At 64.0% G+C, this 19,774-nt stretch carries 31 protein-coding genes; 4 read left to right on the top strand and 27 right to left on the bottom strand.

Annotated features, from left to right (window positions below; genetic code table 11):
- Positions 1–93: 93 nt before the first annotated feature.
- The 25 genes from rplO to rpsL all read right to left on the bottom strand — a co-directional run bounded on the left by rplO (position 94) and on the right by rpsL (position 14,054).
- The gene (gene rplO / locus ACE3O8_RS02900; RefSeq protein WP_374386586.1) at positions 94–576 is read right to left on the bottom strand and encodes a 50S ribosomal protein L15; all 483 of its coding nucleotides are present in this window, start codon (positions 574–576) and stop codon (positions 94–96) included.
- A gap of 43 nt (positions 577–619) precedes the next feature.
- Positions 620–796, bottom strand: a complete 177-nt coding sequence (gene rpmD, locus ACE3O8_RS02895; protein WP_374386607.1) for a 50S ribosomal protein L30 — start codon at positions 794–796, stop codon at positions 620–622.
- Between the two features lie 21 nt (positions 797–817).
- Positions 818–1,531, bottom strand: a complete 714-nt coding sequence (rpsE, locus tag ACE3O8_RS02890) for a 30S ribosomal protein S5 (protein ID WP_374386584.1) — start codon at positions 1,529–1,531, stop codon at positions 818–820.
- Between the two features lies 1 nt (position 1,532).
- Positions 1,533–1,883 carry a 50S ribosomal protein L18 gene (rplR, locus tag ACE3O8_RS02885; protein WP_374386605.1) on the bottom strand — a complete coding sequence of 117 codons (351 nt, stop codon included), beginning with the start codon at positions 1,881–1,883 and terminating at the stop codon, positions 1,533–1,535.
- A 2-nt stretch (positions 1,884–1,885) separates the two neighbouring features.
- The gene (gene rplF, locus ACE3O8_RS02880) at positions 1,886–2,419 is read right to left on the bottom strand and encodes a 50S ribosomal protein L6 (RefSeq protein ID WP_374386582.1); all 534 of its coding nucleotides are present in this window, start codon (positions 2,417–2,419) and stop codon (positions 1,886–1,888) included.
- Between the two features lie 2 nt (positions 2,420–2,421).
- Positions 2,422–2,820, bottom strand: a complete 399-nt coding sequence (gene rpsH, locus ACE3O8_RS02875) for a 30S ribosomal protein S8 (protein WP_374386580.1) — start codon at positions 2,818–2,820, stop codon at positions 2,422–2,424.
- A gap of 12 nt (positions 2,821–2,832) precedes the next feature.
- Positions 2,833–3,138, bottom strand: a complete 306-nt coding sequence (rpsN, locus tag ACE3O8_RS02870) for a 30S ribosomal protein S14 (protein ID WP_374386578.1) — start codon at positions 3,136–3,138, stop codon at positions 2,833–2,835.
- 23 nt (positions 3,139–3,161) lie between these two features.
- Entirely contained in the window at positions 3,162–3,749 is a 588-nt protein-coding gene (gene rplE / locus ACE3O8_RS02865; RefSeq protein WP_374386576.1) for a 50S ribosomal protein L5, read from the bottom strand.
- Positions 3,742–4,062 (bottom strand): 50S ribosomal protein L24, encoded by a 321-nt coding sequence (rplX, locus tag ACE3O8_RS02860; RefSeq protein WP_374386574.1) that lies wholly within the window; start codon positions 4,060–4,062, stop codon positions 3,742–3,744. Before rplX ends, rplE begins: the two co-directional genes overlap by 8 nt.
- Positions 4,062–4,430 carry a 50S ribosomal protein L14 gene (gene rplN / locus ACE3O8_RS02855; protein ID WP_374386572.1) on the bottom strand — a complete coding sequence of 123 codons (369 nt, stop codon included), beginning with the start codon at positions 4,428–4,430 and terminating at the stop codon, positions 4,062–4,064. Before rplN ends, rplX begins: the two co-directional genes overlap by 1 nt.
- Before the next feature lie 3 nt (positions 4,431–4,433).
- A complete protein-coding gene (gene rpsQ, locus ACE3O8_RS02850; protein WP_140927692.1) occupies positions 4,434–4,670 on the bottom strand; it encodes a 30S ribosomal protein S17 in 237 nt (78 codons plus the stop codon).
- A gap of 10 nt (positions 4,671–4,680) precedes the next feature.
- Entirely contained in the window at positions 4,681–4,887 is a 207-nt protein-coding gene (gene rpmC, locus ACE3O8_RS02845) for a 50S ribosomal protein L29 (protein WP_374386570.1), read from the bottom strand.
- A gap of 2 nt (positions 4,888–4,889) precedes the next feature.
- Positions 4,890–5,312 (bottom strand): 50S ribosomal protein L16, encoded by a 423-nt coding sequence (rplP, locus tag ACE3O8_RS02840; RefSeq protein ID WP_374386568.1) that lies wholly within the window; start codon positions 5,310–5,312, stop codon positions 4,890–4,892.
- 61 nt (positions 5,313–5,373) lie between these two features.
- On the bottom strand, positions 5,374–6,069 hold the full coding sequence (gene rpsC / locus ACE3O8_RS02835; RefSeq protein WP_374386566.1) for a 30S ribosomal protein S3: 696 nt from the start codon (positions 6,067–6,069) through the stop codon (positions 5,374–5,376).
- A gap of 1 nt (position 6,070) precedes the next feature.
- Positions 6,071–6,463, bottom strand: a complete 393-nt coding sequence (gene rplV, locus ACE3O8_RS02830; protein WP_374386565.1) for a 50S ribosomal protein L22 — start codon at positions 6,461–6,463, stop codon at positions 6,071–6,073.
- A 5-nt stretch (positions 6,464–6,468) separates the two neighbouring features.
- Positions 6,469–6,732 (bottom strand): 30S ribosomal protein S19, encoded by a 264-nt coding sequence (gene rpsS / locus ACE3O8_RS02825; RefSeq protein ID WP_374386564.1) that lies wholly within the window; start codon positions 6,730–6,732, stop codon positions 6,469–6,471.
- A 3-nt stretch (positions 6,733–6,735) separates the two neighbouring features.
- On the bottom strand, positions 6,736–7,572 hold the full coding sequence (gene rplB / locus ACE3O8_RS02820; protein WP_374386562.1) for a 50S ribosomal protein L2: 837 nt from the start codon (positions 7,570–7,572) through the stop codon (positions 6,736–6,738).
- Positions 7,573–7,576: 4 nt separating this feature from the next.
- Positions 7,577–7,888, bottom strand: coding sequence for a 50S ribosomal protein L23 (locus ACE3O8_RS02815; RefSeq protein ID WP_374386560.1), 312 nt, complete (start codon positions 7,886–7,888; stop codon positions 7,577–7,579).
- Positions 7,881–8,504: a 50S ribosomal protein L4 gene (gene rplD / locus ACE3O8_RS02810; protein ID WP_374386558.1), complete on the bottom strand. Its 624-nt coding sequence runs from the start codon at positions 8,502–8,504 to the stop codon at positions 7,881–7,883. Before rplD ends, ACE3O8_RS02815 begins: the two co-directional genes overlap by 8 nt.
- A complete protein-coding gene (rplC, locus tag ACE3O8_RS02805; RefSeq protein WP_374386556.1) occupies positions 8,504–9,247 on the bottom strand; it encodes a 50S ribosomal protein L3 in 744 nt (247 codons plus the stop codon). The genes rplD and rplC overlap by 1 nt, the downstream gene beginning before the upstream one ends.
- A 105-nt stretch (positions 9,248–9,352) precedes the next feature.
- Entirely contained in the window at positions 9,353–9,667 is a 315-nt protein-coding gene (rpsJ, locus tag ACE3O8_RS02800) for a 30S ribosomal protein S10 (protein ID WP_140927701.1), read from the bottom strand.
- 184 nt (positions 9,668–9,851) lie between these two features.
- Positions 9,852–11,042, bottom strand: coding sequence for an elongation factor Tu (gene tuf, locus ACE3O8_RS02795; protein ID WP_374386554.1), 1,191 nt, complete (start codon positions 11,040–11,042; stop codon positions 9,852–9,854).
- A 48-nt stretch (positions 11,043–11,090) separates the two neighbouring features.
- Positions 11,091–13,166 carry an elongation factor G gene (gene fusA, locus ACE3O8_RS02790; protein WP_374386552.1) on the bottom strand — a complete coding sequence of 692 codons (2,076 nt, stop codon included), beginning with the start codon at positions 13,164–13,166 and terminating at the stop codon, positions 11,091–11,093.
- A 27-nt stretch (positions 13,167–13,193) separates the two neighbouring features.
- Positions 13,194–13,664 carry a 30S ribosomal protein S7 gene (gene rpsG, locus ACE3O8_RS02785; protein ID WP_374386550.1) on the bottom strand — a complete coding sequence of 157 codons (471 nt, stop codon included), beginning with the start codon at positions 13,662–13,664 and terminating at the stop codon, positions 13,194–13,196.
- Between the two features lie 18 nt (positions 13,665–13,682).
- Positions 13,683–14,054: a 30S ribosomal protein S12 gene (gene rpsL, locus ACE3O8_RS02780; RefSeq protein ID WP_152577498.1), complete on the bottom strand. Its 372-nt coding sequence runs from the start codon at positions 14,052–14,054 to the stop codon at positions 13,683–13,685.
- A gap of 299 nt (positions 14,055–14,353) precedes the next feature.
- On the opposite strand from rpsL, the gene ACE3O8_RS02775 reads away from it, so the two are divergent.
- A complete protein-coding gene (locus ACE3O8_RS02775; protein WP_374386547.1) occupies positions 14,354–15,067 on the top strand; it encodes a DUF1003 domain-containing protein in 714 nt (237 codons plus the stop codon).
- Here ACE3O8_RS02775 and ACE3O8_RS02770 read toward each other — a convergent pair.
- Complete coding sequence (locus ACE3O8_RS02770; RefSeq protein ID WP_374386545.1) at positions 15,064–16,332, bottom strand: amidohydrolase family protein; 1,269 nt, start codon at positions 16,330–16,332, stop codon at positions 15,064–15,066. The genes ACE3O8_RS02775 and ACE3O8_RS02770 overlap by 4 nt on opposite strands.
- Positions 16,333–16,345: 13 nt before the next feature.
- The gene (locus tag ACE3O8_RS02765) at positions 16,346–17,122 is read right to left on the bottom strand and encodes an enoyl-CoA hydratase (RefSeq protein ID WP_374386543.1); all 777 of its coding nucleotides are present in this window, start codon (positions 17,120–17,122) and stop codon (positions 16,346–16,348) included.
- Positions 17,123–17,141: 19 nt separating this feature from the next.
- Between ACE3O8_RS02765 and ACE3O8_RS02760 the strand changes: the two genes are divergently transcribed.
- The 3 genes from ACE3O8_RS02760 to ACE3O8_RS02750 all read left to right on the top strand — a co-directional run bounded on the left by ACE3O8_RS02760 (position 17,142) and on the right by ACE3O8_RS02750 (position 19,772).
- Positions 17,142–17,927, top strand: coding sequence for a hypothetical protein (locus ACE3O8_RS02760; protein ID WP_374386541.1), 786 nt, complete (start codon positions 17,142–17,144; stop codon positions 17,925–17,927).
- 141 nt (positions 17,928–18,068) lie between these two features.
- A complete protein-coding gene (locus ACE3O8_RS02755) occupies positions 18,069–18,434 on the top strand; it encodes a hypothetical protein (RefSeq protein ID WP_374386539.1) in 366 nt (121 codons plus the stop codon).
- 111 nt (positions 18,435–18,545) lie between these two features.
- Positions 18,546–19,772 carry a DNA cytosine methyltransferase gene (locus tag ACE3O8_RS02750; RefSeq protein ID WP_374386537.1) on the top strand — a complete coding sequence of 409 codons (1,227 nt, stop codon included), beginning with the start codon at positions 18,546–18,548 and terminating at the stop codon, positions 19,770–19,772.
- Positions 19,773–19,774 lie beyond the last annotated feature (2 nt).

Here is a 19,774-nt window from a genome sequence, read left to right as displayed (position 1 = left end):
CGGCGCAGTCCTTGATGCCGGTGCCCGGCTGGGCCGGGCGCCACATCTGATCAGGATGTAGGCGCTCGGCCCGGCCTTGCAAAGACCGAAGCCTCAGGCTTCGGTCGCGGCCTTCTTCGCCGGAAGCGTGACGGAGCCGCCGGCCGCTTCGACAGCAGCCTTGGCGGACTTCGTGACGCCCGAGACGTGCAGGTCCAGCTTCGCCTTCAGCTCGCCCTTGCCGAGGAGGCGGACGCCGTCCTTGGGCTGGGTGACGAGGCCGGCGGCCTGGAGGGCTGCCATGTCAACCGGCTTGCCGGCATCGAGACGCCCGGCATCGACGGCCCGTTGCAGGGCGCCGGTGTTCACTTCGCTGTACTCGGCCCGGTTCGGCTTGTTGAAGCCGCGCTTCGGAAGCCGCATGTGCAGCGGCATCTGGCCGCCTTCGAAGCCCTTGATGGCCACGCCGGAGCGGCTCTTCTGGCCCTTCTGGCCGCGCCCGGCAGTCTTGCCGAGGCCGGAGCCGATGCCGCGGCCGACGCGCACGCTGTCCTTGCGGGCGCCGGGGTTGTCGGTGATTTCGTTCAGCTTGGTCATTGCACTCGCTTTCGCTGTGTTCGCGCAGTGAACGGCAGAGGGCTCAGCCCTCCACCTTCACCAGATGTTGCACCTTGGCGATCATGCCGCGCACCTCGGGGGTGTCCTGCAGCTCCCGCGTGCGGTGCATCTTGTTCAGGCCCAGGCCGATCAGGGTCGCGCGCTGGTCCTTGGTGCGGCGGATCGGCGAGCCGATCTGCGTGACCTTTACGGTTTTCACGTCTGCCATCGTCACACTCCTTTATGCGACAACCGCGTCGGCGTCGGCCGCGGCTTGGGCCGGGCTGATATCGCCGCGACGGGCCAGCAGGTCCGCCACCTTCTTGCCGCGCCGCTGGGCGACCGTCCGCGGGGAGGTCTGCTCTTCGAGCGCCGCGAAGGTCGCGCGCACCATGTTGTAGGGGTTGTTGGAACCGGTCGACTTGGAGACCACGTCGGCCACGCCCAGGCTTTCGAACACGGCGCGCATCGGGCCGCCGGCGATGATGCCGGTACCGGCCGTCGCCGAGCGCACATGCACCTTGCCGGCGCCGAAATGGCCATAGCCGTCATGGTGCAGCGTGCGGCCTTCGCGCAGCGGCACGCGGATCATCGCCTTCTTGGCGGCCGCAGTCGCCTTGGAGATGGCTTCCGGCACTTCGCGCGCCTTGCCATGGCCGAAGCCCACGCGGCCCTTGCCGTCGCCCACGACGACCAGCGCCGCAAAGCCGAAGCGCTTGCCGCCCTTCACCGTCTTGGAGACGCGGTTGATGTGGACCAGCTTCTCGATCAGCTCCTGGCCGTCTTCGCCTTCGGCAGCGCGCGGTTCGCGGCGGCGGCGATCGCCATCGCGGCCGCCACGGCCACCACGGTCCCCGCCGGGGCCACCACGCCCACGGCCACCACGGCCACGGCGCTCTTCCTGCGGCGCGGCTTCCGCACCCGCCACTTCGGTTTCGATCACGTCGTCAGCCATATCAGAACTCCAGTCCGCCTTCGCGGGCGGCATCGGCCAGAGCCTTCACCCGGCCGTGGAAAATGAAGCCGCCACGGTCGAACACGACCTTGGTGACGCCGGCCGCCTTGGCGCGTTCCGCCAGAAGCTTGCCGATCGTCGCGGCAGCGGCAACCGTTGCACCCGTGCCCGAGAAATCCTTCTCGAGCGTGGAGGCGGCAGCCAGGGTCTTGCCGGCGGCATCGTCGATCACCTGCGCATAGATATGCTGCTGCGAGCGATGCACGCTGAGACGCGGACGGCCACCGGCCTTGGCGACGAGGGCCGTGCGCACGCGGCGCCGACGGGCCTCGAAGGGGGAAAGATGCTTCACCATTACTTCTTCTTCCCTTCCTTGCGGAAGATGAACTCGCCGCGATACTTGATCCCCTTGCCCTTGTAGGGCTCGGGCTTCCGCCAGCGGCGGATCTCGGCGGCCACCTGGCCCACCTTCTGCCGGTCGGAGCCGGAGATCTCGACCGTCGTCTGGTCCGGCGTCTTGATCGTGATCCCTTCGGGGATCTCGTAATTGACGTCGTGGCTGTAGCCGAGCTGAAGCTTCAGCATCTTGCCCTGGACATTGGCGCGATAGCCGACGCCGGTGATTTCCAGCACCTTGGTGAAGCCGTCGGAGACGCCCACCACCAGGTTCGAAACCAGCGTGCGCTGCATGCCCCAGAAGGCGCGGGCGCGCTTGGTTTCATTCGCCGGGTTCACGCGGATCTCGTTCGCCTCGATCGCGTAGCTGATATCATCGGCCAGCGGCATGGAGAGGGTGCCCTTGGGCCCCTTCACCTCGATGATCCCTCCGTTGATGGACGCCTGCACGCCGGCAGGAATCGCAACGGGCTTCTTTCCGATGCGGCTCATGATCAGAACACCTGGCAGAGGACTTCGCCGCCGACGTTCTCGGCCCGCGCTTCCGCGTCGGAGAGAACGCCCTTCGGCGTGGAGACGATGGTGATTCCAAGGCCGTTCTTCACGCGCGGCAGCTCCTGGGCGCCGGCGTAGACGCGGCGGCCGGGCTTGGACACCCGTGCGAGGTGCTGGATCGCGGGCTGGCCTTCGAAATACTTCAGCTCGATGCGGATATTCGCCTGCGGCCCCGCGGTGTCCTCCTTGGAGTAGCCACGGATATAGCCTTCGCGCTGAAGCACATCGAGAACGGAGGCCCGGAGACGGGACGCGGGCGTCAGCACGCTGTCCTTCTTGGCGGACTGGCCGTTGCGGATGCGGGTGAGCATATCACCCAGAGGATCGGTCATGTTCATGTCTGTCGGCCCTTACCAGCTCGACTTCGTGACGCCGGGGATCAGGCCCTTGTTGGCCAGTTCACGCAGCATCACGCGGGAAAGCTTGAACTTGCGGTAATAGGCGCGGCTGCGCCCAGTCAGTTCGCAGCGGTTACGCACGCGCGTCGGGTTCGCATTGCGCGGCAGCTCGGCCATTTTCAGGCGCGCGATCAGGCGCTCGCCCTCGTCGCGGCTTTCATCGTCCGCGATGGCCTTCAGCTTCTCGAACTTGGCCGCATACTGCTTGACCAGCTGCTTGCGACGCTCGTTCTTGTTGATCGAACTCAGTTTCGCCATGGACTTAAGCTCTCTCTTCTATCTCAAGCCGCAGCCGCTTGGCGCGCTTCCGCGTCGCCAACAAACGGCATCCCGAAATGGCGAAGAAGCGCGCGCGCCTCGTCGTCGGTTCCGGCGGTGGTGGTGATGATGATGTCCATGCCCCGGATCTTGTCGATCTTGTCGTAGGGCACTTCCGGGAAGATGATCTGTTCCTTCAGGCCCATCGCATAATTGCCACGGCCGTCGAAGCTCTTCGGGTTCACGCCCCGGAAGTCCTTCACGCGCGGCAGCGCGATGGTGATCAGGCGATCCAGGAATTCGTACATGTTGTCGCGGCGCAGGGTGACCTTGCAGCCGATCGGCATGCCTTCACGCAGCTTGAACTGCGCGATCGACTTCTTGGCCTTCGTGACGACAGGCTTCTGGCCCGCGATCGCCATCATTTCGGCGGCCGCGATCTCGACCTTCTTCTTGTCCTGGGTGGCTTCACCGACACCCATGTTGATCACGATCTTCTCGATCTTCGGGACCTGCATCGGGTTGTTGTACCCGAACTCTTCGGTCATCGCCGCGCGGATCCGCTCTTCATAGAGCTTCTGCATCCGCGGCTTCGCGCGTTCGTTAGCCATTCAGCACCTCGCCCGAGCCCTTGAGGACCCGTACCTTCTTGCCGTCGCGCACTTCAAAGCCGACACGGGCAGGCTTGCCCGTCTTCGGATCCTTGATCGCCACGTTCGACACATGGATCGGCGCCTCGCGCCGCTTCACGCCACCTTCCGGATCGGCTTGCGAAGGCTTGGTGTGACGCGAAATCATGTTCACGCCTGACACCACGACCTTGCCGTCCTTCGGCAGCGACTTGACGACCTGACCTTCACGACCCTTGTCCTTGCCGGACAGGATCACGACGGTGTCGCCCTTCTTGATCTTCGCCATCGACATCACAGCACCTCCGGCGCGAGCGAAATGATCTTCATGTGGCCGGTCGAGCGCAGCTCGCGGACAACCGGGCCGAAGATACGGGTGCCGATCGGCTCCTCGTTCTTGTTGATCAGCACGGCGGCGTTGCCATCGAAGCGGATCACCGAACCATCGGCACGACGGATGTCCTTGGCGGTGCGAACGACGACGGCGCGATGCACGTCACCCTTCTTCACGCGGCCCTTGGGGGCGGCTTCCTTCACCGAGACGACGATCACGTCGCCCACGCCGGCGAAGCGGCGCTTGGACCCGCCAAGCACCTTGATGCACATCACTTCCTTGGCGCCGGAGTTGTCGGCAACATCCAGCCTGGTTTGCATCTGGATCATGGATCAGCCCACCTTTTCCAGCACGCGCCAGGTCTTCAGCTTGGAAACCGGCGCACATTCCTCGATCCGCACGACGTCGCCGGCCTTGATGGCATTGGCTTCGTCATGGGCATGATATTTCTTCGAACGGCGAATGATCTTGCCGTACAGGGGGTGCGGCACCTGCCGTTCCACCAGCACAACAACGGTCTTGTCCGTCTTGTCGGAGACCACCGTCCCCTGCAGCACGCGCTTGGGCATCAGGGCCTCCTTAAGCGTTCGAAGCCTGGGCCTTGGCCCGGGCATTCTGTTCGGTCTGGATGCGGGCGATGCCACGGCGCACTTCGCGCACCCGGCTCGGCTTTTCCAGTTGCTGCGTCGCAGCCTGGAACCGCAGGTTGAGCTGCTCGCGCTTCAGCGCCTGCAGATCGTTGGCGAGGTCGGCGTCCGACCGGCTCTTGAGTTCAGTCTTGGCCATGATCAGTCCTTCTGCTCGCCAAGGCGGGTCACCATCTTCACCTTGATGGGAAGCTTGGCGGCCGCGCGCTCGAACGCACCGGCGGCGATCTCGTGGCTGACGCCATCGATCTCGAACATGATGCGGCCCGGCTTCACGCGGGCGGCCCAGAATTCCGGCGAACCCTTGCCCGAGCCCATCCGGACTTCGGCAGGCTTCGAGGAGACCGGCACATCCGGGAAGATGCGGATCCAGAGGCGCCCCTGGCGCTTCATGTGGCGGGTGATCGCGCGACGGGCGCTTTCGATCTGGCGCGCGGTGATCCGCTCGGGCGCCAGGGCCTTCAGACCATAGGTGCCGAAGTTCAGTTTGGTGCCGCCCTTGGCGTCCCCATGAATACGGCCCTTGAAGGCCTTGCGGAACTTTGTCCGTTTCGGTTGCAGCATCTTGTCTCGCCTTCAGTCGAGGGAGAGCCCTCCGATAAGGCGACGAGAATAGTCTCGTCGCTTACCGGGCCGGGCGAACTCCCGAAGTCTGGGATTCCATCATCAGCCGGTCCTGGGCCAGCGGGTCATGGCCGAGGATCTCACCCTTGAAGATCCACACCTTGACGCCGCAGACGCCATAGGCGGTGTGCGCCTGGGCTTCTGCATAATCGACGTTCGCGCGGAGCGTGTGCAGCGGCACACGGCCTTCGCGATACCATTCCACCCGCGCGATTTCAGCGCCGCCGAGGCGGCCCGAGCAGGTGATCTTGATGCCTTCGGCGCCCAGGCGAAGCGCGGACTGGACGGCCCGCTTCATCGCACGGCGGAACGCCACGCGGCGCTCCAGCTGATCGGCGACGCCCTGCGCGACGAGCTTGGAATCGATTTCCGGCTTGCGGATCTCGACGATGTTCAGGCTCACCTCGCTCTTGGTCATCGCACCGATCTGCTTCTTCAGCTTCTCGATGTCGGCGCCCTTCTTGCCGATGATCACGCCGGGGCGCGCGGCATAGATGGAGACGCGGCACAGCTTGGCCGGGCGTTCGATCACCACCTTGGAAATGGCGGCCTGCGGATGCGCCTTCTGGATGAACTGGCGGATCTTCAGGTCTTCCAGAAGCAGCCGGCCATAGTCGTCGCCGGTGGCGAACCAGCGGCTGTCCCAGGTGCGGTTGATCTGCAGACGCAGCCCGATGGGGGAAGTCTTGTGACCCATGTTACGCGTCCTGCCCTTCCGTCACGTCAAGCTCCTGCACCACGATCCGCAGCCGGCTGAACGGCTTGATGATCCGCGTGGAGCGGCCCCGCGCGCGGGTGGCGAAGCGCTTCATGGTGATCGACTTGCCGACCGAAGCTTCCTTCACCCACAGACGGTCGATGTCGAGGTTGTGGTTGTTCTCGGCATTGGCGATCGCGGACTGAAGGCACTTCTTCACGTCGATGGCCATCGCCTTGCGGGAGAAGTTCAGCGCCACGACGGCTTCCTCGGCCTTCTTGCCGCGGATGAGGCCGGCGACGAGGTTCAGCTTCTGGGGCGAACCACGCACGGTGGTCGCGACAGCAAGCGCCTCGCGCTCGCCGACCTTGCGACCTGCTTGGGGTTTCGACATCTCGCTTACCTCTTCGACTTCTTGTCGGCGGCGTGGCCCGGGAAGGTCCGCGTCGGCGCGAACTCACCCAGCTTCATGCCAACCATTTCTTCCGACACCGACACCGGCACGAACTTCTTGCCGTTGTACACGTTGAACGTGTGGCCAACGAACTGCGGCAGGATCGTCGAGCGCCGCGACCAGGTCTTGATCGGGCCCTTGCTGCCCGATTCCACCTTCTTCAGCAGGCTCAGTTCGACGAACGGGCCCTTCCAGACGGAACGTGCCATCGCTTACCTCTTCTTCTTCGCGTGGCGGGACCGGATGATCATCTTGTCCGTCGCCTTGTTCGAACGCGTCTTGGCGCCCTTGGTCGGCTTGCCCCACGGGGTGACCGGATGGCGGCCGCCCGACGTGCGGCCTTCACCACCGCCATGCGGGTGGTCGACCGGGTTCTTGGCGACACCGCGGGTCAGCGGGCGAACGCCCAGCCAGCGGGCCCGACCGGCCTTCGCAAGATACTGGTTCGAATTGTCCGGGTTGGACACCGCACCAACGGTCGCCATGCAGTCCGAACGGACATAGCGCTGCTCACCCGAGTTCAGGCGGATGATCACCATGCCGCGATCGCGGCCGACAACCTGGATGAAGGTGCCGGCGGCGCGGGCCAGCTGGCCGCCCTTGCCGGGCTTCAGTTCCACGTTGTGCACGATGGTGCCGACCGGAATCTGGCCGATTTCCATCGCGTTGCCAGGCTTCACATCGACCTTCTTGCCGGCCACCACGCTGTCGCCGGGGGCGAGGCGTTGCGGCGCCAGGATATAGGCCTGCTTGCCATCGGCATAGGTGATCAGCGCGATGAAGGCCGAGCGGTTCGGGTCATATTCCAGGCGCTCGACCGTCGCGGGGGCATCCCACGTGCGGCGCTTGAAATCGATGATCCGGTAACGCTGCTTGTGACCGCCGCCGATGCCGCGGGCCGTTGCATGGCCCATGTTGTTGCGGCCGCCGGTCTTGGTCTTGCCTTCGGTCAGCGCCTTGACGGGCTTGCCCTTGTGGAGCGCCGAGCGATCGACGAGCACGAGGCCGCGGCGGGCCGGGCTCGTCGGGTTGTATTGCTTCAGTGCCATGGCGTCAGATACCCGTCGTCACGTCGATCGACTGGCCCTCGGCCAGCGTCACGATTGCCTTCTTGAGATCGGACCGCCGGTAGGGGCTACCCCGCCAGCGCTTCGTCTTGCCCTTCTGGATCAGCGTGTTCACAGCCGTGACCTTCACGTTGAACAGCGCTTCGATCGCCGCCTTGATCTCCGGCTTGGAGGCCGTGCGGGCGACTTCGAACACCAGTTGGTTATGCTCTCCGACCAGCGTCGACTTTTCCGTGATGATGGGCTTCACCACCACGTCATAGTGCTTCAGGTCGATGGTTTCGGATTGCTTAGCCATTGAAACGCGCCTCCAGGCTCTCGACCGCGGCGCGCGTCAGCACCAGGTGATCGTGGTTCAGGATGTCGTAGACATTGGCACCGATCGCAGGGAGCACATCAACCTTGTAGAGGTTGCGGCTGGCCAGCGCGAAGTTCACGTCGACTGCGGTTCCGTCGATGAACAGGCCGTTGGCAACGCCGAGCTTCTCGAGGTTCGCCTTCAGGCCCTTCGTCTTGGCAGCATCCAGCACCAGGTTGTCGACGACAACCAGCTTGCCTTCACGCACCTTGGCCGACAGCGCAACCTTCAGGCCCAGCGCCCGAACCTTCTTGTTCAGGCCGGGGTTGAAGTCGCGGACCACGGGACCGTGCGCCTTGCCACCACCGATGAACTGCGGAGCAGCGCGGTTGCCGTGACGGGCCGTGCCGCCGCCCTTCTGGCGACCGAACTTCTTGCCCGTGCGCGAGACCTCGGAGCGGCCCTTGGCGCCACGCGCCGTGCCGCGGCGCTTTTCCAGCTGCCAGGTGACAACGCGGTGCAGGATATCGGTGCGCGGCTCCAGCCCGAAGATCTCGGGGTTGAGCTCGAGCTCGCCGGCCTTGCCGCCGTCAAGCGTTTGAACCTGAACCTTCATCACGCTTGCTCCTCACCAGTCGTTTCGACGGCCGGAGCTTCCTCGACGGGGGCTTCCACAGGCGCGTTCGCGCTCTTCACGGCAGCCGGGTAAGGCGCGTCGGCGGGGCGCGAAACCTTCACGGAATCGCGGACCAGCAGCCAGCCGCCCTTGGAGCCCGGCACCGAGCCGCGCACGAACAGCAGGTCGCGCTCGACGTCCGTCAGGACGATCTCGAGGTTCTGCTGCGTGCGGTTCCGGTCACCCATGTGGCCGGCCATCTTCTTGTTCTTGAACACCTTGCCCGGATCCTGGCGGTTGCCGGTCGAGCCGTGCGAACGGTGCGAGACCGAAACGCCGTGGGTCGCGCGCAGACCGCCGAAGCCCCAGCGCTTCATGGCGCCCGCAAAGCCCTTGCCCTGCGTCGCGCCCGTCACGTCGACCATCTGGCCGACGAGGAAATGGTCTGCGGAAATCGTGGCGCCGACTTCGACCAGGGCGTCTTCCGCCACCGGGAATTCGGCGAGCATCGCCTTCGGCTCCACTTCCGCCTTGGCGAAGTGGCCGCGTTCGGGCTTGCTGAGGTTCTTGGCCTTGGCCGAGCCCGCGCCGAGCTGGACCGCGACATAGCCGTCGCGCTCCGCCGTCTTCTGGGCGACGACCTGGTTCGTTTCGAGGGCCAGGACCGTGACGGGCACATGGACCCCGTCTTCACGGAACAGGCGGGTCATCCCCACCTTCCTGGCGATCACGCCGGTTCGCATTTCAATTCCTTCATCAGAGGCCCTGTCCGGCGATGACCGCCATCGGGGCTTGACCACTCAGAGGCCCGCCGAAAAACGCCGGTGGGCTTGGCTACAATGCAGACATCAGCCCTGAAGCTTGATCTCCACATCCACACCAGCCGCCAGGTCCAGCTTCATCAGCGCATCGACCGTCTGCGGCGTCGGCTTCACGATATCGAGAAGCCGCTTGTAGGTGCGGACTTCGAACTGCTCGCGCGACTTCTTGTCGACGTGCGGCGAGCGGTTCACCGTGAACTTCTCGATCCGGGTCGGAAGGGGGATCGGGCCGCGGACATCGGCACCCGTGCGCTTGGCGGTGTCGGCGATCTCTCCGGTCGCGGCATCAAGCACGCGGTGATCGAAGGCCTTCAGGCGGATGCGGATATTCTGCGTTTCCATATTCCCAACTCTTCTCGTTCCGGCGGCGCATCCCTCAGCGAGGGATCAACTCCACCGTTTCAAACCAGGATCGACAGTCCAAACAGCTCTGCTTCGCGGCGTTCAACCGGAACCCGGCATCCCGCCAAAAGCAATCCCGCCCAGCCAGCGACGAATCACCGGCCGGGCGGGAGGCAGCCCTATATTACTTAATGATCGACGCGACAACCCCTGCGCCGACGGTCCGGCCACCTTCGCGGATGGCGAAACGCAGGCCCTGGTCCATGGCGATCGGAGCGATCAGCTTCACGCCGAGGGTGACGTTGTCGCCCGGCATGACCATCTCGGTGCCTTCCGGCAGTTCCACGGTTCCGGTGACGTCGGTCGTGCGGAAGTAGAACTGCGGACGGTAGTTCGCGAAGAACGGGGTGTGACGGCCGCCTTCGTCCTTCGACAGGACGTAGACTTCGGCCTTGAACTCCGTGTGCGGCGTGATGGAGCCGGGCTTGCACAGCACCTGGCCGCGCTCGACGTCTTCACGCTTCGTGCCGCGCAGCAGGGCGCCGATGTTGTCGCCGGCCTGGCCCTGATCGAGCAGCTTGCGGAACATTTCGACGCCGGTGACGACCGTCTTCACGGTGTCCTTGATGCCGACGATCTCGACTTCTTCGCCAACCTTCACGATGCCGGTTTCGACACGGCCGGTCACCACGGTGCCGCGGCCCGAGATCGAGAACACGTCTTCGATCGGCATCAGGAACGGCTTGTCCAGCGGACGCTCCGGCTGCGGGATGTAGCTGTCGACAGCCGCCATCAGCTTCAGCACGGCATCGCGGCCGATTTCCGGCTTCTTGTCTTCCAGCGCCATCAGGGCCGAACCCTTGATGATCGGAATGTCGTCGCCCGGGAAGTCGTACTTCGAGAGCAGTTCGCGGATTTCCAGTTCGACGAGCTCGAGGATTTCCTCGTCGTCCACCTGGTCGACCTTGTTCATGAACACCACGAGCGCCGGCACGCCGACCTGCTTCGCCAGCAGGATGTGCTCGCGGGTCTGCGGCATCGGGCCGTCCGTCGCGGAGACGACGAGGATCGCGCCGTCCATCTGCGCGGCGCCGGTGATCATGTTCTTCACATAGTCGGCGTGGCCGGGGCAGTCGACGTGGGCATAGTGCCGGTCGGCGGTTTCATACTCGACGTGCGCCGTCGAGATGGTGATGCCGCGCTCGCGCTCTTCCGGGGCCTTGTCGATCTGATCATAGGCCGTGAAGGTGGCGCCGCCGGTTTCCGCCAGCACCTTGGTGATGGCAGCCGTCAGCGAGGTCTTGCCATGGTCGACGTGACCGATGGTGCCGATGTTGCAGTGCGGCTTGTTCCGCTCAAACTTCGCCTTCGCCATTTGGGTTTCCTCTTTTCCTCAATCGTTTGTCTGTTGATGAATCCGGGCTCAGCCCAGCTTCGCCTTCACTTCTTCGGCCACGTTCGAAGGCACTTCTTCATAGTGGCTGAACTGCATCGTGTACTGCGCGCGCCCCTGGGTCATGGAGCGGAGCTGGTTCACATATCCGAACATGTTCGCCAGCGGCACCATGGCTTCGATCACCTGGGCATTGCCCCGGCTGTCCGTGCCCTGGATCTGGCCCCGGCGGCTGTTCAGGTCGCCGATGCAATCGCCCATGAAGTCCTCGGGCGTCACCACTTCCACCTTCATCATCGGCTCAAGCAGCTTGATGCCCGACTTGCTGGCAGCTTCGCGCATGGCGCCGCGACCGGTGATTTCGAACGCCAGCGCCGACGAGTCGACGTCGTGGTAGGCGCCGTCATACAGCGTCACCTTGAAGTCGATGATCGGGAAACCGATCAGTGCGCCGGAGGCGGCCACTTCGCGGATGCCCTTTTCGACGGCCGGGATATATTCCTTCGGAACGTTCCCGCCCTTCACTTCGTCGACGAAGAGGATACCCGTGCCGCGCTCGCCCGGCTCGACGACCATCTTCACCCGGCCGAACTGGCCGGTGCCGCCCGACTGCTTCTTGTGCGTGAAGTCGATGTCGACCTTGCGCGCCAGCGATTCCCGGTAGGCCACCTGCGGCGCACCGACATTGGCTTCCACCTTGAACTCGCGCTTCATGCGGTCGACGAGGATCTCGAGGTGGAGTTCGCCCATCCCCTTGATGATCGTCTGGCCGGATTCGATGTCCGACGTCACGCGGAAGCTCGGGTCTTCCTGCGCCAGGCGGTTCAGGGCGATGCCCATCTTTTCCTGGTCGGCCTTGGTCTTGGGCTCCACGGCCACCTCGATGACGGGCTCGGGGAATTCCATGCGCTCGAGGATGATCGGCTTCAGCGGCGCGCAGAGCGTGTCGCCCGTGGTCGTTTCCTTGAGGCCGACCAGCGCGACGATGTCGCCGGCATAGGCTTCCTTGATGTCTTCCCGGTTGTTGGCATGCATCAGCAGCATGCGGCCGATCTTCTCGCGCTTGTCCTTCACCGAGTTCAGCACCGAGGTGCCGGTCTCCAGCTTGCCGGAATAGATGCGCGCGAAGGTCAGCGAACCGACGAACGGGTCGCTCATGATCTTGAACGCCAGCGCGCTGAACGGCTCGTCGTCGCTCGCCTCGCGGGTGTCTTCCTCTTCCGTACCGGGCTTCACGCCCTGAACGGCCGGAATGTCCAGCGGGCTCGGCAGATAGTCGATGACGGCGTCGAGCAGGGGCTGCACGCCCTTGTTCTTGAATGCCGATCCGCACAGCACCGGCACGAAGTCGAACGCCAGCGTGCCCTTGCGGATCAGCGCCTTCAGCGTCGCGGTGTCGGGCTCGGTGCCTTCCAGATAGGCTTCCATCGCCGCGTCGTCCTGTTCGACGGCGATCTCGATCAGCTCGGCGCGGGCAGCCGCGACCGCATCCGCATACTCAGCCGGGATGGGCTGATATTCGAACTTCGCGCCCAGCGATTCCTCGAGCCAGATGATGGCGCGGTTCTCGACGAGATCGACGAGACCCTTGAAATCGCCCTCGAGGCCGATGGGCAGATAGAGGACAGCCGGGCGGGCGCCCAGGCGATCCTTGATCATCTGCACGCAGCGGTCGAAATTCGCACCGGTGCGGTCGAGCTTGTTCACGAAGCACATGCGCGGCACGCGATACTTGTCGGCCTGGCGCCACACCGTTTCCGATTGCGGCTCCACGCCAGCGACGCCGTCGAAGCAGGTGATCGCACCGTCGAGCACGCGCAGCGAACGTTCCACTTCAATGGTGAAGTCGACGTGGCCGGGCGTGTCGATGATGTTGATGCGGTGGTCGTTCCAGAAGCAGGTCGTCGCGGCGGACGTGATGGTGATGCCCCGCTCCTGCTCCTGCTCCATCCAGTCCATCGTGGCCGTGCCTTCATGCACTTCCCCGATCTTGTAGGACTTTCCGGTGTAATAGAGAATCCGCTCGGTCGTGGTCGTCTTGCCGGCATCGATGTGTGCCATGATGCCGATGTTGCGATACTTCTCAAGCGGGTGAGAGCGAGGCATGGTGTGCTCCGGTAACTAGGTTTTGAACTACCAGCGGTAGTGCGAGAAGGCGCGGTTGGCTTCCGCCATCTTGTGCGTGTCTTCGCGCTTCTTGACGGCGGCGCCACGGTTGTTGGCGGCCTCCATCAGTTCAGCCGACAGGCGGGCCGACATGGTCTTTTCCGGGCGGTTGCGCGCGGAAGCGATCAGCCAGCGGATGGCCAGCGCCTGGGCGCGTTCGGCACGGACTTCGACGGGCACCTGATAGGTGGCGCCGCCAACCCGGCGGGACCGCACTTCGACGAGCGGACGCACATTGGCGAGCGCATCGTGGAAGACGCCGATCGGATCGCGCTTGGCGCGCTGTTCCACGGTGTCCAGCGCCGAATAGACGATGTTTTCCGCGACGGACTTCTTCCCCTCGTACATCACGAGGTTCATGAATTTGGTGAGCACCTGATCACCGAAACGGGGATCGGGCAGGATTTCGCGCTTCTCGGGGCGACGACGACGTGACATGTTCCTGGTCTCCCCAGCTTACTTCGGACGCTTCGCGCCGTACTTCGAGCGCGATTGCTTGCGGTTCTTGACGCCCTGCGTATCGAGGACGCCGCGGAGCACGTGGTAGCGCACGCCGGGCAAATCCTTCACGCGGCCGCCGCGAATCAGAACCACCGAGTGTTCCTGAAGGTTGTGGCCTTCACCGGGGATGTAGCCGATGACTTCGAAGCCGTTGGTGAGACGGATCTTAGCGACCTTCCGCAGAGCCGAGTTCGGCTTCTTCGGGGTCGTCGTGTAGACCCGGGTGCACACGCCGCGCTTTTGCGGGCAGGCTTCCATCGCGGGGACCTTGTTGCGCGCCTTCTGCGGCTCGCGGCCCTTGCGAATCAACTGGTTAATCGTGGGCATTCGCAGAACGTCTTTCTCTGTTCGGCCCGGTTCCACCATGGAACATGGCCTACTCCAGCCCAGACCCGCCCATGTCTTCCAAACGGAAATCCACGGCATAAGCGCGAGCAACCCCATGGGGCTGCTCGCCGCGCGGCTCGGCCTGTCGTATCATGTCTCGCGTCCTCAAGGGCAGCGGCTGAACCGCAGCCCCCCCGGAAGCGAGCGCCGCCCTTATCCCCGCTTCCCGAAAAGGTCAACAGCGGGGTCATCGGCTGCTTGCTTGGCAGCATGGGCCGGGCTGGGGCAATATCGGCGGCATGAAACGGCAAGACAAGCCCCCCGCGACCGGCCGCGACGCAATCGCGGGCACCGAGCATCCGCAGCACGAAATGGTGGCGCTGTGCGCGCTTCGGCCATCGCTCGTCCATCTGATCCGCAGCGATCATCCGGGCCTGCCCGACGACGCGCTGATCAGCCAGGCGACGGCAAACGTTTATCGCAGCCGCTATGTGGCGCAGATGCTGCGGCGGGAACGCGGCGCCCTGTCAAAGCTGGACGAGGAGATCGTGAAATCGATCGCCTCGCAGGACATCATCACCGATAACCCCGACGCCGACGACCAGGCGACCCGCACCATTGCCGAGCGGGCGTCGGACGGGCTGGCGTCGTTCGGGGGGAGCTGGACCTTCATTATGTCCTTCTCCGTCTTCCTCGGCCTCTGGATGCTGTGGAACGCGATCCGGGGATCGGCGGCCTTCGATCCCTTTCCCTTCATCCTGCTGAACCTGATGCTGTCCACGCTGGCGGCGGTGCAGGCGCCGATCATCATGATGAGCCAGAAGCGGCAGGAAGATCGTGACCGGGCGCGGGCCAGATCGGATTATCAGGTGAACCTGAAGGCCGAACTGGAAATCCGCCTTCTGCACGAAAAGATCGACCATCTGATCCAGCGGGAATGGCGCCGTCTGGAGGAGACGCACGCCATCGAGCAGGAGCTGTTCGATACCGCCAGCCGGCAGCCCAAGGACTAGCGGCGGTCCGTCACCAGCACGCCGCCCTTCACGACCGCCTTTGCGCCCAGCAGCGGGTCGACGCTGGCGAGCGGGTCGCCCGACACGGCGACCATGTCTGCAAAGCGGCCGACGGCGATCGCGCCCACATCCTTTTCGCGGCCCAGCGCTTCGGCGGCCGTGCTGGTGGCGGCGCGAAGCGCCTGCAGCGGCGTCATCCCGAAGCGGGTCATCACTGCGAACTGGTTCACCGCCATGTCGTGCGGCATCACGCCGGCATCGGAGCCGAACACCATCCGGACCCCGGCGGCGTTCGCCCTGCGGAAGCCTTCGCGCTGCACGTCGGCGACTTCGCGGTCCTTGCGCAGATTGTCCTCCAGCACGCCATTCTTCTTGCCTTCGGACTGGGTGTAATCGGTGTTGTAGATGTCCATCGAAAGGAAGGCGCCGCGTTCCTTCGCCAGCTTGATGCCCTCGTCGTCGATCAGGCTGGCATGTTCGATGGTGTCGATCCCGGCGCGGATGGCGGCCTTGATGCCCGAAGTGCCATGGGCGTGCGCCGCCACCTTCACGCCCCACATATGGGCTTCATCCGCAATCGCCTTCAGCTCCTCTTCGCGAAGCTGCTGCTGGCCCGGTTCGGTGTTGCGGCTGAACACGCCGCCGGTCGCACAGACCTTGATCACCTCTGCCCCATATTTGCGGATCTCGCGCACCTTGGCGCGCAGGGCATCGACGCCGTCGGCCACGCCCCGGCTGGTGCGTTCGAAGCTGGGGGGGAAGAAGGTTTCGTCGCAATGGCCGCCGGTGGCGCCCAGCGCATAGCCCGCCGGCACGATTCGCGGGCCCGTCACCCAGCCGTCGTCGATGGCCTGCTTGATGGCGATGTCGTCGAAATTGCCCGAGCCGACGTTGCGGACCGTAGTGAAGCCGGTGTCCAGCATCTTGCGCGCCTGCACCGCACCCAGCACCGGCCAGTAGCTGTCGGACTTCAGGAGGCTGTCCATCGGGCTGATGCGGGGATCGCCCGTGAGGTGGACGTGCATGTCGATGAAGCCGGGCACCAGCGTGAGGCCGGGAAGGTCGATCCGCTTGCCGTCGGTGATGGTGAGCGTGCCCTGGGTGCCGATCTGCCGGATGCGGCCGTCCTCCACCAGGATGGCCGGCTTCTCGACGGTGCGGCCCGTCAGTACATCCACCATGCGCTCGGCGGTGATCAGCACGGTTTCCGCCGCAGCCGGCGCCGCGATCAGCGCGGCGGCCGCCACCAGGACAATGGCCTTCATCCGTTCAACCCCTTTATTGTTGCCTGCCCCTTGCCTGCACGGCTTCGCGGCGCTTCGCAACCTCGCCGGGGGTGACGCTGCCGTTTGCCGCACTGGAGCGGGCATGTTCCAGCGCCATCCCATCCTGGAAGCTGGCGGCGAACCCGTCGTCGATCAGTTTCTTGTAGGCGGCCGAGAAGCCTGGCTCGATCGTCGCCATGTCGGCGGCGAGCTTCCGAGCCGCCGGCAGCAGCTGGTCTGCCGGGACGACGCGGTTCACCAGCCCCCAGCGTTCCGCGGTGGCGGCGTCGAGGAAATTGCCCGACAGGCTGAGTTCCTTGGCCCGGTAGAGGCCGATGAGGCGGCTGAGTTTCTGCGAAAGCCCCCAGCCCGGCATGATGCCGACGCGGGCATGGGTGTCGGCAAAACGGGCATTTTCCGATGCGATCAGCACGTCGCAGGCCAGCGCCACCTCGAAGCCGCCGGTGATCGCGACGCCGTTGATCGCGCCGATCACGGGCTTGCGGCACTGTTCGATGGCCTTCACCGGATTGGCCTGCGGCGTTTCGCCCGTGGCGTCGCCCATGGCGGTCGCGTCGGAGCCGAGTTCCTTCAGGTCGAGCCCGGCGGTGAAGGCGCGGGTGCCGGCGCCTGTCAGCACCACGGCGCGCACATCCTCGCGCCGGTCCATCTCAACCATCACCGCGGCGAGTTCGGCGCGCAGCGCCTTGGACAGGGCATTCATCGCTTCCGGCCGGTTCAGCGTGACGACCGCCACCCCGTCGGCAATGTCCGTTTCAACGAGCGCCATCTTCCCTCTCCTTCCAGCCTTGCAGACCCTTTGCGGCGGCGGCGGCGGCTTCGCCACCTCTCCACATTGGGAATCCGCCCATCCGGAATCGACGGGGGCGAAAGCGGCTTGCCCCTTCGCCGATTTCGGGCAGGTTGGCGGCGGGAGGACGCGGCACATGTTCATCGGCCATTATGCACCGGCAATCGCGGCGGCGGCGCGCAAGGATTCGCCGCCGGCGTGGATCCTGTTCGTGGCGGCGCAGTTCGTGGACATCCTGTTCTTCCTGGCGGTTTTCCCCGGCTGGGAGCGGGCGCCGAACGACCCTGCGGCGCCGGCCGCCCTGCCCTTCGCGCTGGATGCCCCCTGGACCCACAGCCTGCTGGGAAGCGCCGGGCACGCCATCCTGTTCGGCGCGCTGCTGTCGCTGGCGGCGCCCGCCGGGCGGAAATGGGCCTGGGGGCTGATTTCGGGGCTGGTCGTGCTGTCCCACTGGCCGATCGACTGGCTGGTCCACCGGCCCGACCTGCCGCTGGCGCCGGGGACCGAGCCGCTGGGGCTGGGCCTGTGGTACCGGCCTTGGATCGCCTGGCCGCTGGAGATCGGCCTGCTGGCAGCGGCGACCTGGTGGTTTGCCCGCGCCGTGCCCAGCCGGGCACGGGCGGCCTGGGGGCTGAGCGCCTTCATGCTGCTGGTGCAGGTGGTGAGCCGGACGGCCTTCCCCCCGGCCGAGAGCATCACCGCCCTCGCCCCGACGGCGCTGTTCGCCTATGCCCTGTTCCCGGCGCTGGCGGCCTGGGCGCTGCGGAAGCCGGCGGCGGGCTAGAGCAGCAAGGGGCGCTGCCCCCTAGACCCCGCAAGGGCCCCGCAGGCCCTTGACCCGCACAGTTTCAGATCCGGAACGGTTCCATCGTCTCTGGCAACGGCTCCACCGACCCGACATGGTCGGGCTCAAGGAGATTGTTCCATGAGCCTGCAAACCCAAGCCATCTTGCCCGGCCACCTCACCGCAGCTGAAATCGCCGTTCGCTTGGAGGAAGCGTCTGCCATGCTCGTCCTCGGCTACCGCACCATGCGCATTCCCGAGCATGTTCTGTTCGAACTGGAAGAACCCAACGGCGAGATCCTGTGCATCGAGGCATTCCTCCACTCGTGGGCAGTAGAAGACTACGCCGCCATCACCAAGGGGAACAGCATATTGCTGACCACCGAACATTCTCAACGCGCGGTCGATGCCTTTCGGCAAATCACGACTGGAGGCGGATGGATGCGCGAGCACGAGTTGGGTAGCTGGACAGAGAGCCAGCAGATGGTGGCAGTGAGAGGGGTGTGACCGGCATATCCACAATATATTGATGCAGACGCGCTCTCGAGGGTTGTCCTGCACTCTGACAATGTATACGTTTTGTTCTCAACACCGAAAGCGCACACTAGGGGACGTCGCATGACCCAGAGGGAACCTGCCTTCAGATTCCTATCCTTCTTTTCAGGAGCCATGGGACTCGATCTGGGTTTGGAGGAAGCTGGCGGCGAATGCCTTTTGGCATGCGAAGTGGATCGCGCGACACAGGCCACAATTCGTTACAATCGCCCTTCACTGCCGCTGATTTCGGACGTATCATCATGCACCGTTGAAACTGTGCGGGAAGCGGCAGGCTTGCACCCGTCGGAAAACATTGATCTGATTGTTGGTGGCCCTCCTTGCCAAGCGTTTTCGACTGCAGGGGCCCGTCGCAGCTTCCAAGATTCACGCGGAAACGTTTTTCTTGATTACATCGACTTGGCACTTGCTCTCAAGCCGCGCTTTATCGTGATAGAAAACGTTAGGGGACTATTGTCTGCGCCTCTCAGCCACACTCCGCACTCCGAGCGTAGTAAAGGCTGGAAACCATCCAATGATGAACGATCTGGCGGCGCGTTAAGGCATGTTCTAGAGACCATTGAACGTCAGGGATACGGGGTTTCGTTCAACCTATATAATTCTGCCAACTTCGGCGTTCCTCAAGTTCGAGAACGTGTTATTTTAATTGCCAGTCGTGATGGAAAATCACTTCCCTTCCTTATGCCAACACACTCTGAGAACGGTGAATTTGGACTGCCAAAATGGAAGACGTTTAGGGAAGCGGTTCAAGGTATAAAAACATGCACGAGTTCCAACTTCCCTGAGTCCCGATTAAAATATTATAGGTTTCTTAGGTCGGGACAATACTGGAAGCATTTGCCCACTGATCTTCAGAAAGAAGCCATGGGAAAATCCTTCTATTCGGGAGGCGGAAAGACGGGCTTTTACCGTCGCCTAGACTGGGACAAGCCCGCATGTACGCTGGTTACTTCACCGTCCATGCCCGCAACGGACATATGCCATCCAGAGCTTGATAGGCCCCTCTCCATTGAGGAGTACAAGCGAGTCCAGCAGTTTCCAGATGAATGGGAAATATGCGGCAGCCTAACTGACCAGTACCGCCAAGTAGGGAATGCAGTTCCCGTCGGCCTCGGCGCCGCAGTGGGAAGGCTAATTTGTCAGCACATAGCAGGAGTTTCACAAATTCCTCCGAAGGACTTCAAGTATTCTAGATATAGAAATTGCGACCATGTAAGTTGGAATTCAGTAAATTCCAGTCTAGGGGCGATATCCAATTCAAAAAAATTGGCACAACCTCGCTTTTTGTAGGT

This window comes from Sandaracinobacter sp., assembly GCF_041909755.1.
In the GTDB taxonomy this organism is placed as follows: Bacteria; Pseudomonadota; Alphaproteobacteria; order Sphingomonadales; family Sphingomonadaceae; genus Sandaracinobacteroides.
The sequence above is the reverse complement of the archived record's forward strand: the minus strand, read 5'-3'. Positions and strand labels throughout refer to the sequence as shown.

What these genes read in the sequence shown, in the direction of transcription:
- rplO (WP_374386586.1), bottom strand. Translation starts at nt 576, where the DNA reads ATGACCAAGCTGAACGAAATCACCGACAACCCCGGCGCCCGCAAGGAC.
- rpsE (WP_374386584.1), bottom strand. Translation starts at nt 1,531, where the DNA reads ATGGCTGACGACGTGATCGAAACCGAAGTGGCGGGTGCGGAAGCCGCG.
- rplF (WP_374386582.1), bottom strand. Translation starts at nt 2,419, where the DNA reads ATGAGCCGCATCGGAAAGAAGCCCGTTGCGATTCCTGCCGGCGTGCAG.
- rpsH (WP_374386580.1), bottom strand. Translation starts at nt 2,820, where the DNA reads ATGAACATGACCGATCCTCTGGGTGATATGCTCACCCGCATCCGCAAC.
- rpsN (WP_374386578.1), bottom strand. Translation starts at nt 3,138, where the DNA reads ATGGCGAAACTGAGTTCGATCAACAAGAACGAGCGTCGCAAGCAGCTG.
- rplE (WP_374386576.1), bottom strand. Translation starts at nt 3,749, where the DNA reads ATGGCTAACGAACGCGCGAAGCCGCGGATGCAGAAGCTCTATGAAGAG.
- rplX (WP_374386574.1), bottom strand. Translation starts at nt 4,062, where the DNA reads ATGTCGATGGCGAAGATCAAGAAGGGCGACACCGTCGTGATCCTGTCC.
- rplN (WP_374386572.1), bottom strand. Translation starts at nt 4,430, where the DNA reads ATGATCCAGATGCAAACCAGGCTGGATGTTGCCGACAACTCCGGCGCC.
- rpsQ (WP_140927692.1), bottom strand. Translation starts at nt 4,670, where the DNA reads ATGCCCAAGCGCGTGCTGCAGGGGACGGTGGTCTCCGACAAGACGGAC.
- rpmC (WP_374386570.1), bottom strand. Translation starts at nt 4,887, where the DNA reads ATGGCCAAGACTGAACTCAAGAGCCGGTCGGACGCCGACCTCGCCAAC.
- rplP (WP_374386568.1), bottom strand. Translation starts at nt 5,312, where the DNA reads ATGCTGCAACCGAAACGGACAAAGTTCCGCAAGGCCTTCAAGGGCCGT.
- rpsC (WP_374386566.1), bottom strand. Translation starts at nt 6,069, where the DNA reads ATGGGTCACAAGACTTCCCCCATCGGGCTGCGTCTGCAGATCAACCGC.
- rplV (WP_374386565.1), bottom strand. Translation starts at nt 6,463, where the DNA reads ATGTCGAAACCCCAAGCAGGTCGCAAGGTCGGCGAGCGCGAGGCGCTT.
- rpsS (WP_374386564.1), bottom strand. Translation starts at nt 6,732, where the DNA reads ATGGCACGTTCCGTCTGGAAGGGCCCGTTCGTCGAACTGAGCCTGCTG.
- rplB (WP_374386562.1), bottom strand. Translation starts at nt 7,572, where the DNA reads ATGGCACTGAAGCAATACAACCCGACGAGCCCGGCCCGCCGCGGCCTC.
- ACE3O8_RS02815 (WP_374386560.1), bottom strand. Translation starts at nt 7,888, where the DNA reads ATGGCTAAGCAATCCGAAACCATCGACCTGAAGCACTATGACGTGGTG.
- rplD (WP_374386558.1), bottom strand. Translation starts at nt 8,504, where the DNA reads ATGAAGGTTCAGGTTCAAACGCTTGACGGCGGCAAGGCCGGCGAGCTC.
- rplC (WP_374386556.1), bottom strand. Translation starts at nt 9,247, where the DNA reads ATGCGAACCGGCGTGATCGCCAGGAAGGTGGGGATGACCCGCCTGTTC.
- rpsJ (WP_140927701.1), bottom strand. Translation starts at nt 9,667, where the DNA reads ATGGAAACGCAGAATATCCGCATCCGCCTGAAGGCCTTCGATCACCGC.
- tuf (WP_374386554.1), bottom strand. Translation starts at nt 11,042, where the DNA reads ATGGCGAAGGCGAAGTTTGAGCGGAACAAGCCGCACTGCAACATCGGC.
- fusA (WP_374386552.1), bottom strand. Translation starts at nt 13,166, where the DNA reads ATGCCTCGCTCTCACCCGCTTGAGAAGTATCGCAACATCGGCATCATG.
- rpsG (WP_374386550.1), bottom strand. Translation starts at nt 13,664, where the DNA reads ATGTCACGTCGTCGTCGCCCCGAGAAGCGCGAAATCCTGCCCGATCCC.
- rpsL (WP_152577498.1), bottom strand. Translation starts at nt 14,054, where the DNA reads ATGCCCACGATTAACCAGTTGATTCGCAAGGGCCGCGAGCCGCAGAAG.
- ACE3O8_RS02775 (WP_374386547.1), top strand. Translation starts at nt 14,354, where the DNA reads ATGAAACGGCAAGACAAGCCCCCCGCGACCGGCCGCGACGCAATCGCG.
- ACE3O8_RS02770 (WP_374386545.1), bottom strand. Translation starts at nt 16,332, where the DNA reads ATGAAGGCCATTGTCCTGGTGGCGGCCGCCGCGCTGATCGCGGCGCCG.
- ACE3O8_RS02765 (WP_374386543.1), bottom strand. Translation starts at nt 17,122, where the DNA reads ATGGCGCTCGTTGAAACGGACATTGCCGACGGGGTGGCGGTCGTCACG.
- ACE3O8_RS02755 (WP_374386539.1), top strand. Translation starts at nt 18,069, where the DNA reads ATGAGCCTGCAAACCCAAGCCATCTTGCCCGGCCACCTCACCGCAGCT.
- ACE3O8_RS02750 (WP_374386537.1), top strand. Translation starts at nt 18,546, where the DNA reads ATGACCCAGAGGGAACCTGCCTTCAGATTCCTATCCTTCTTTTCAGGA.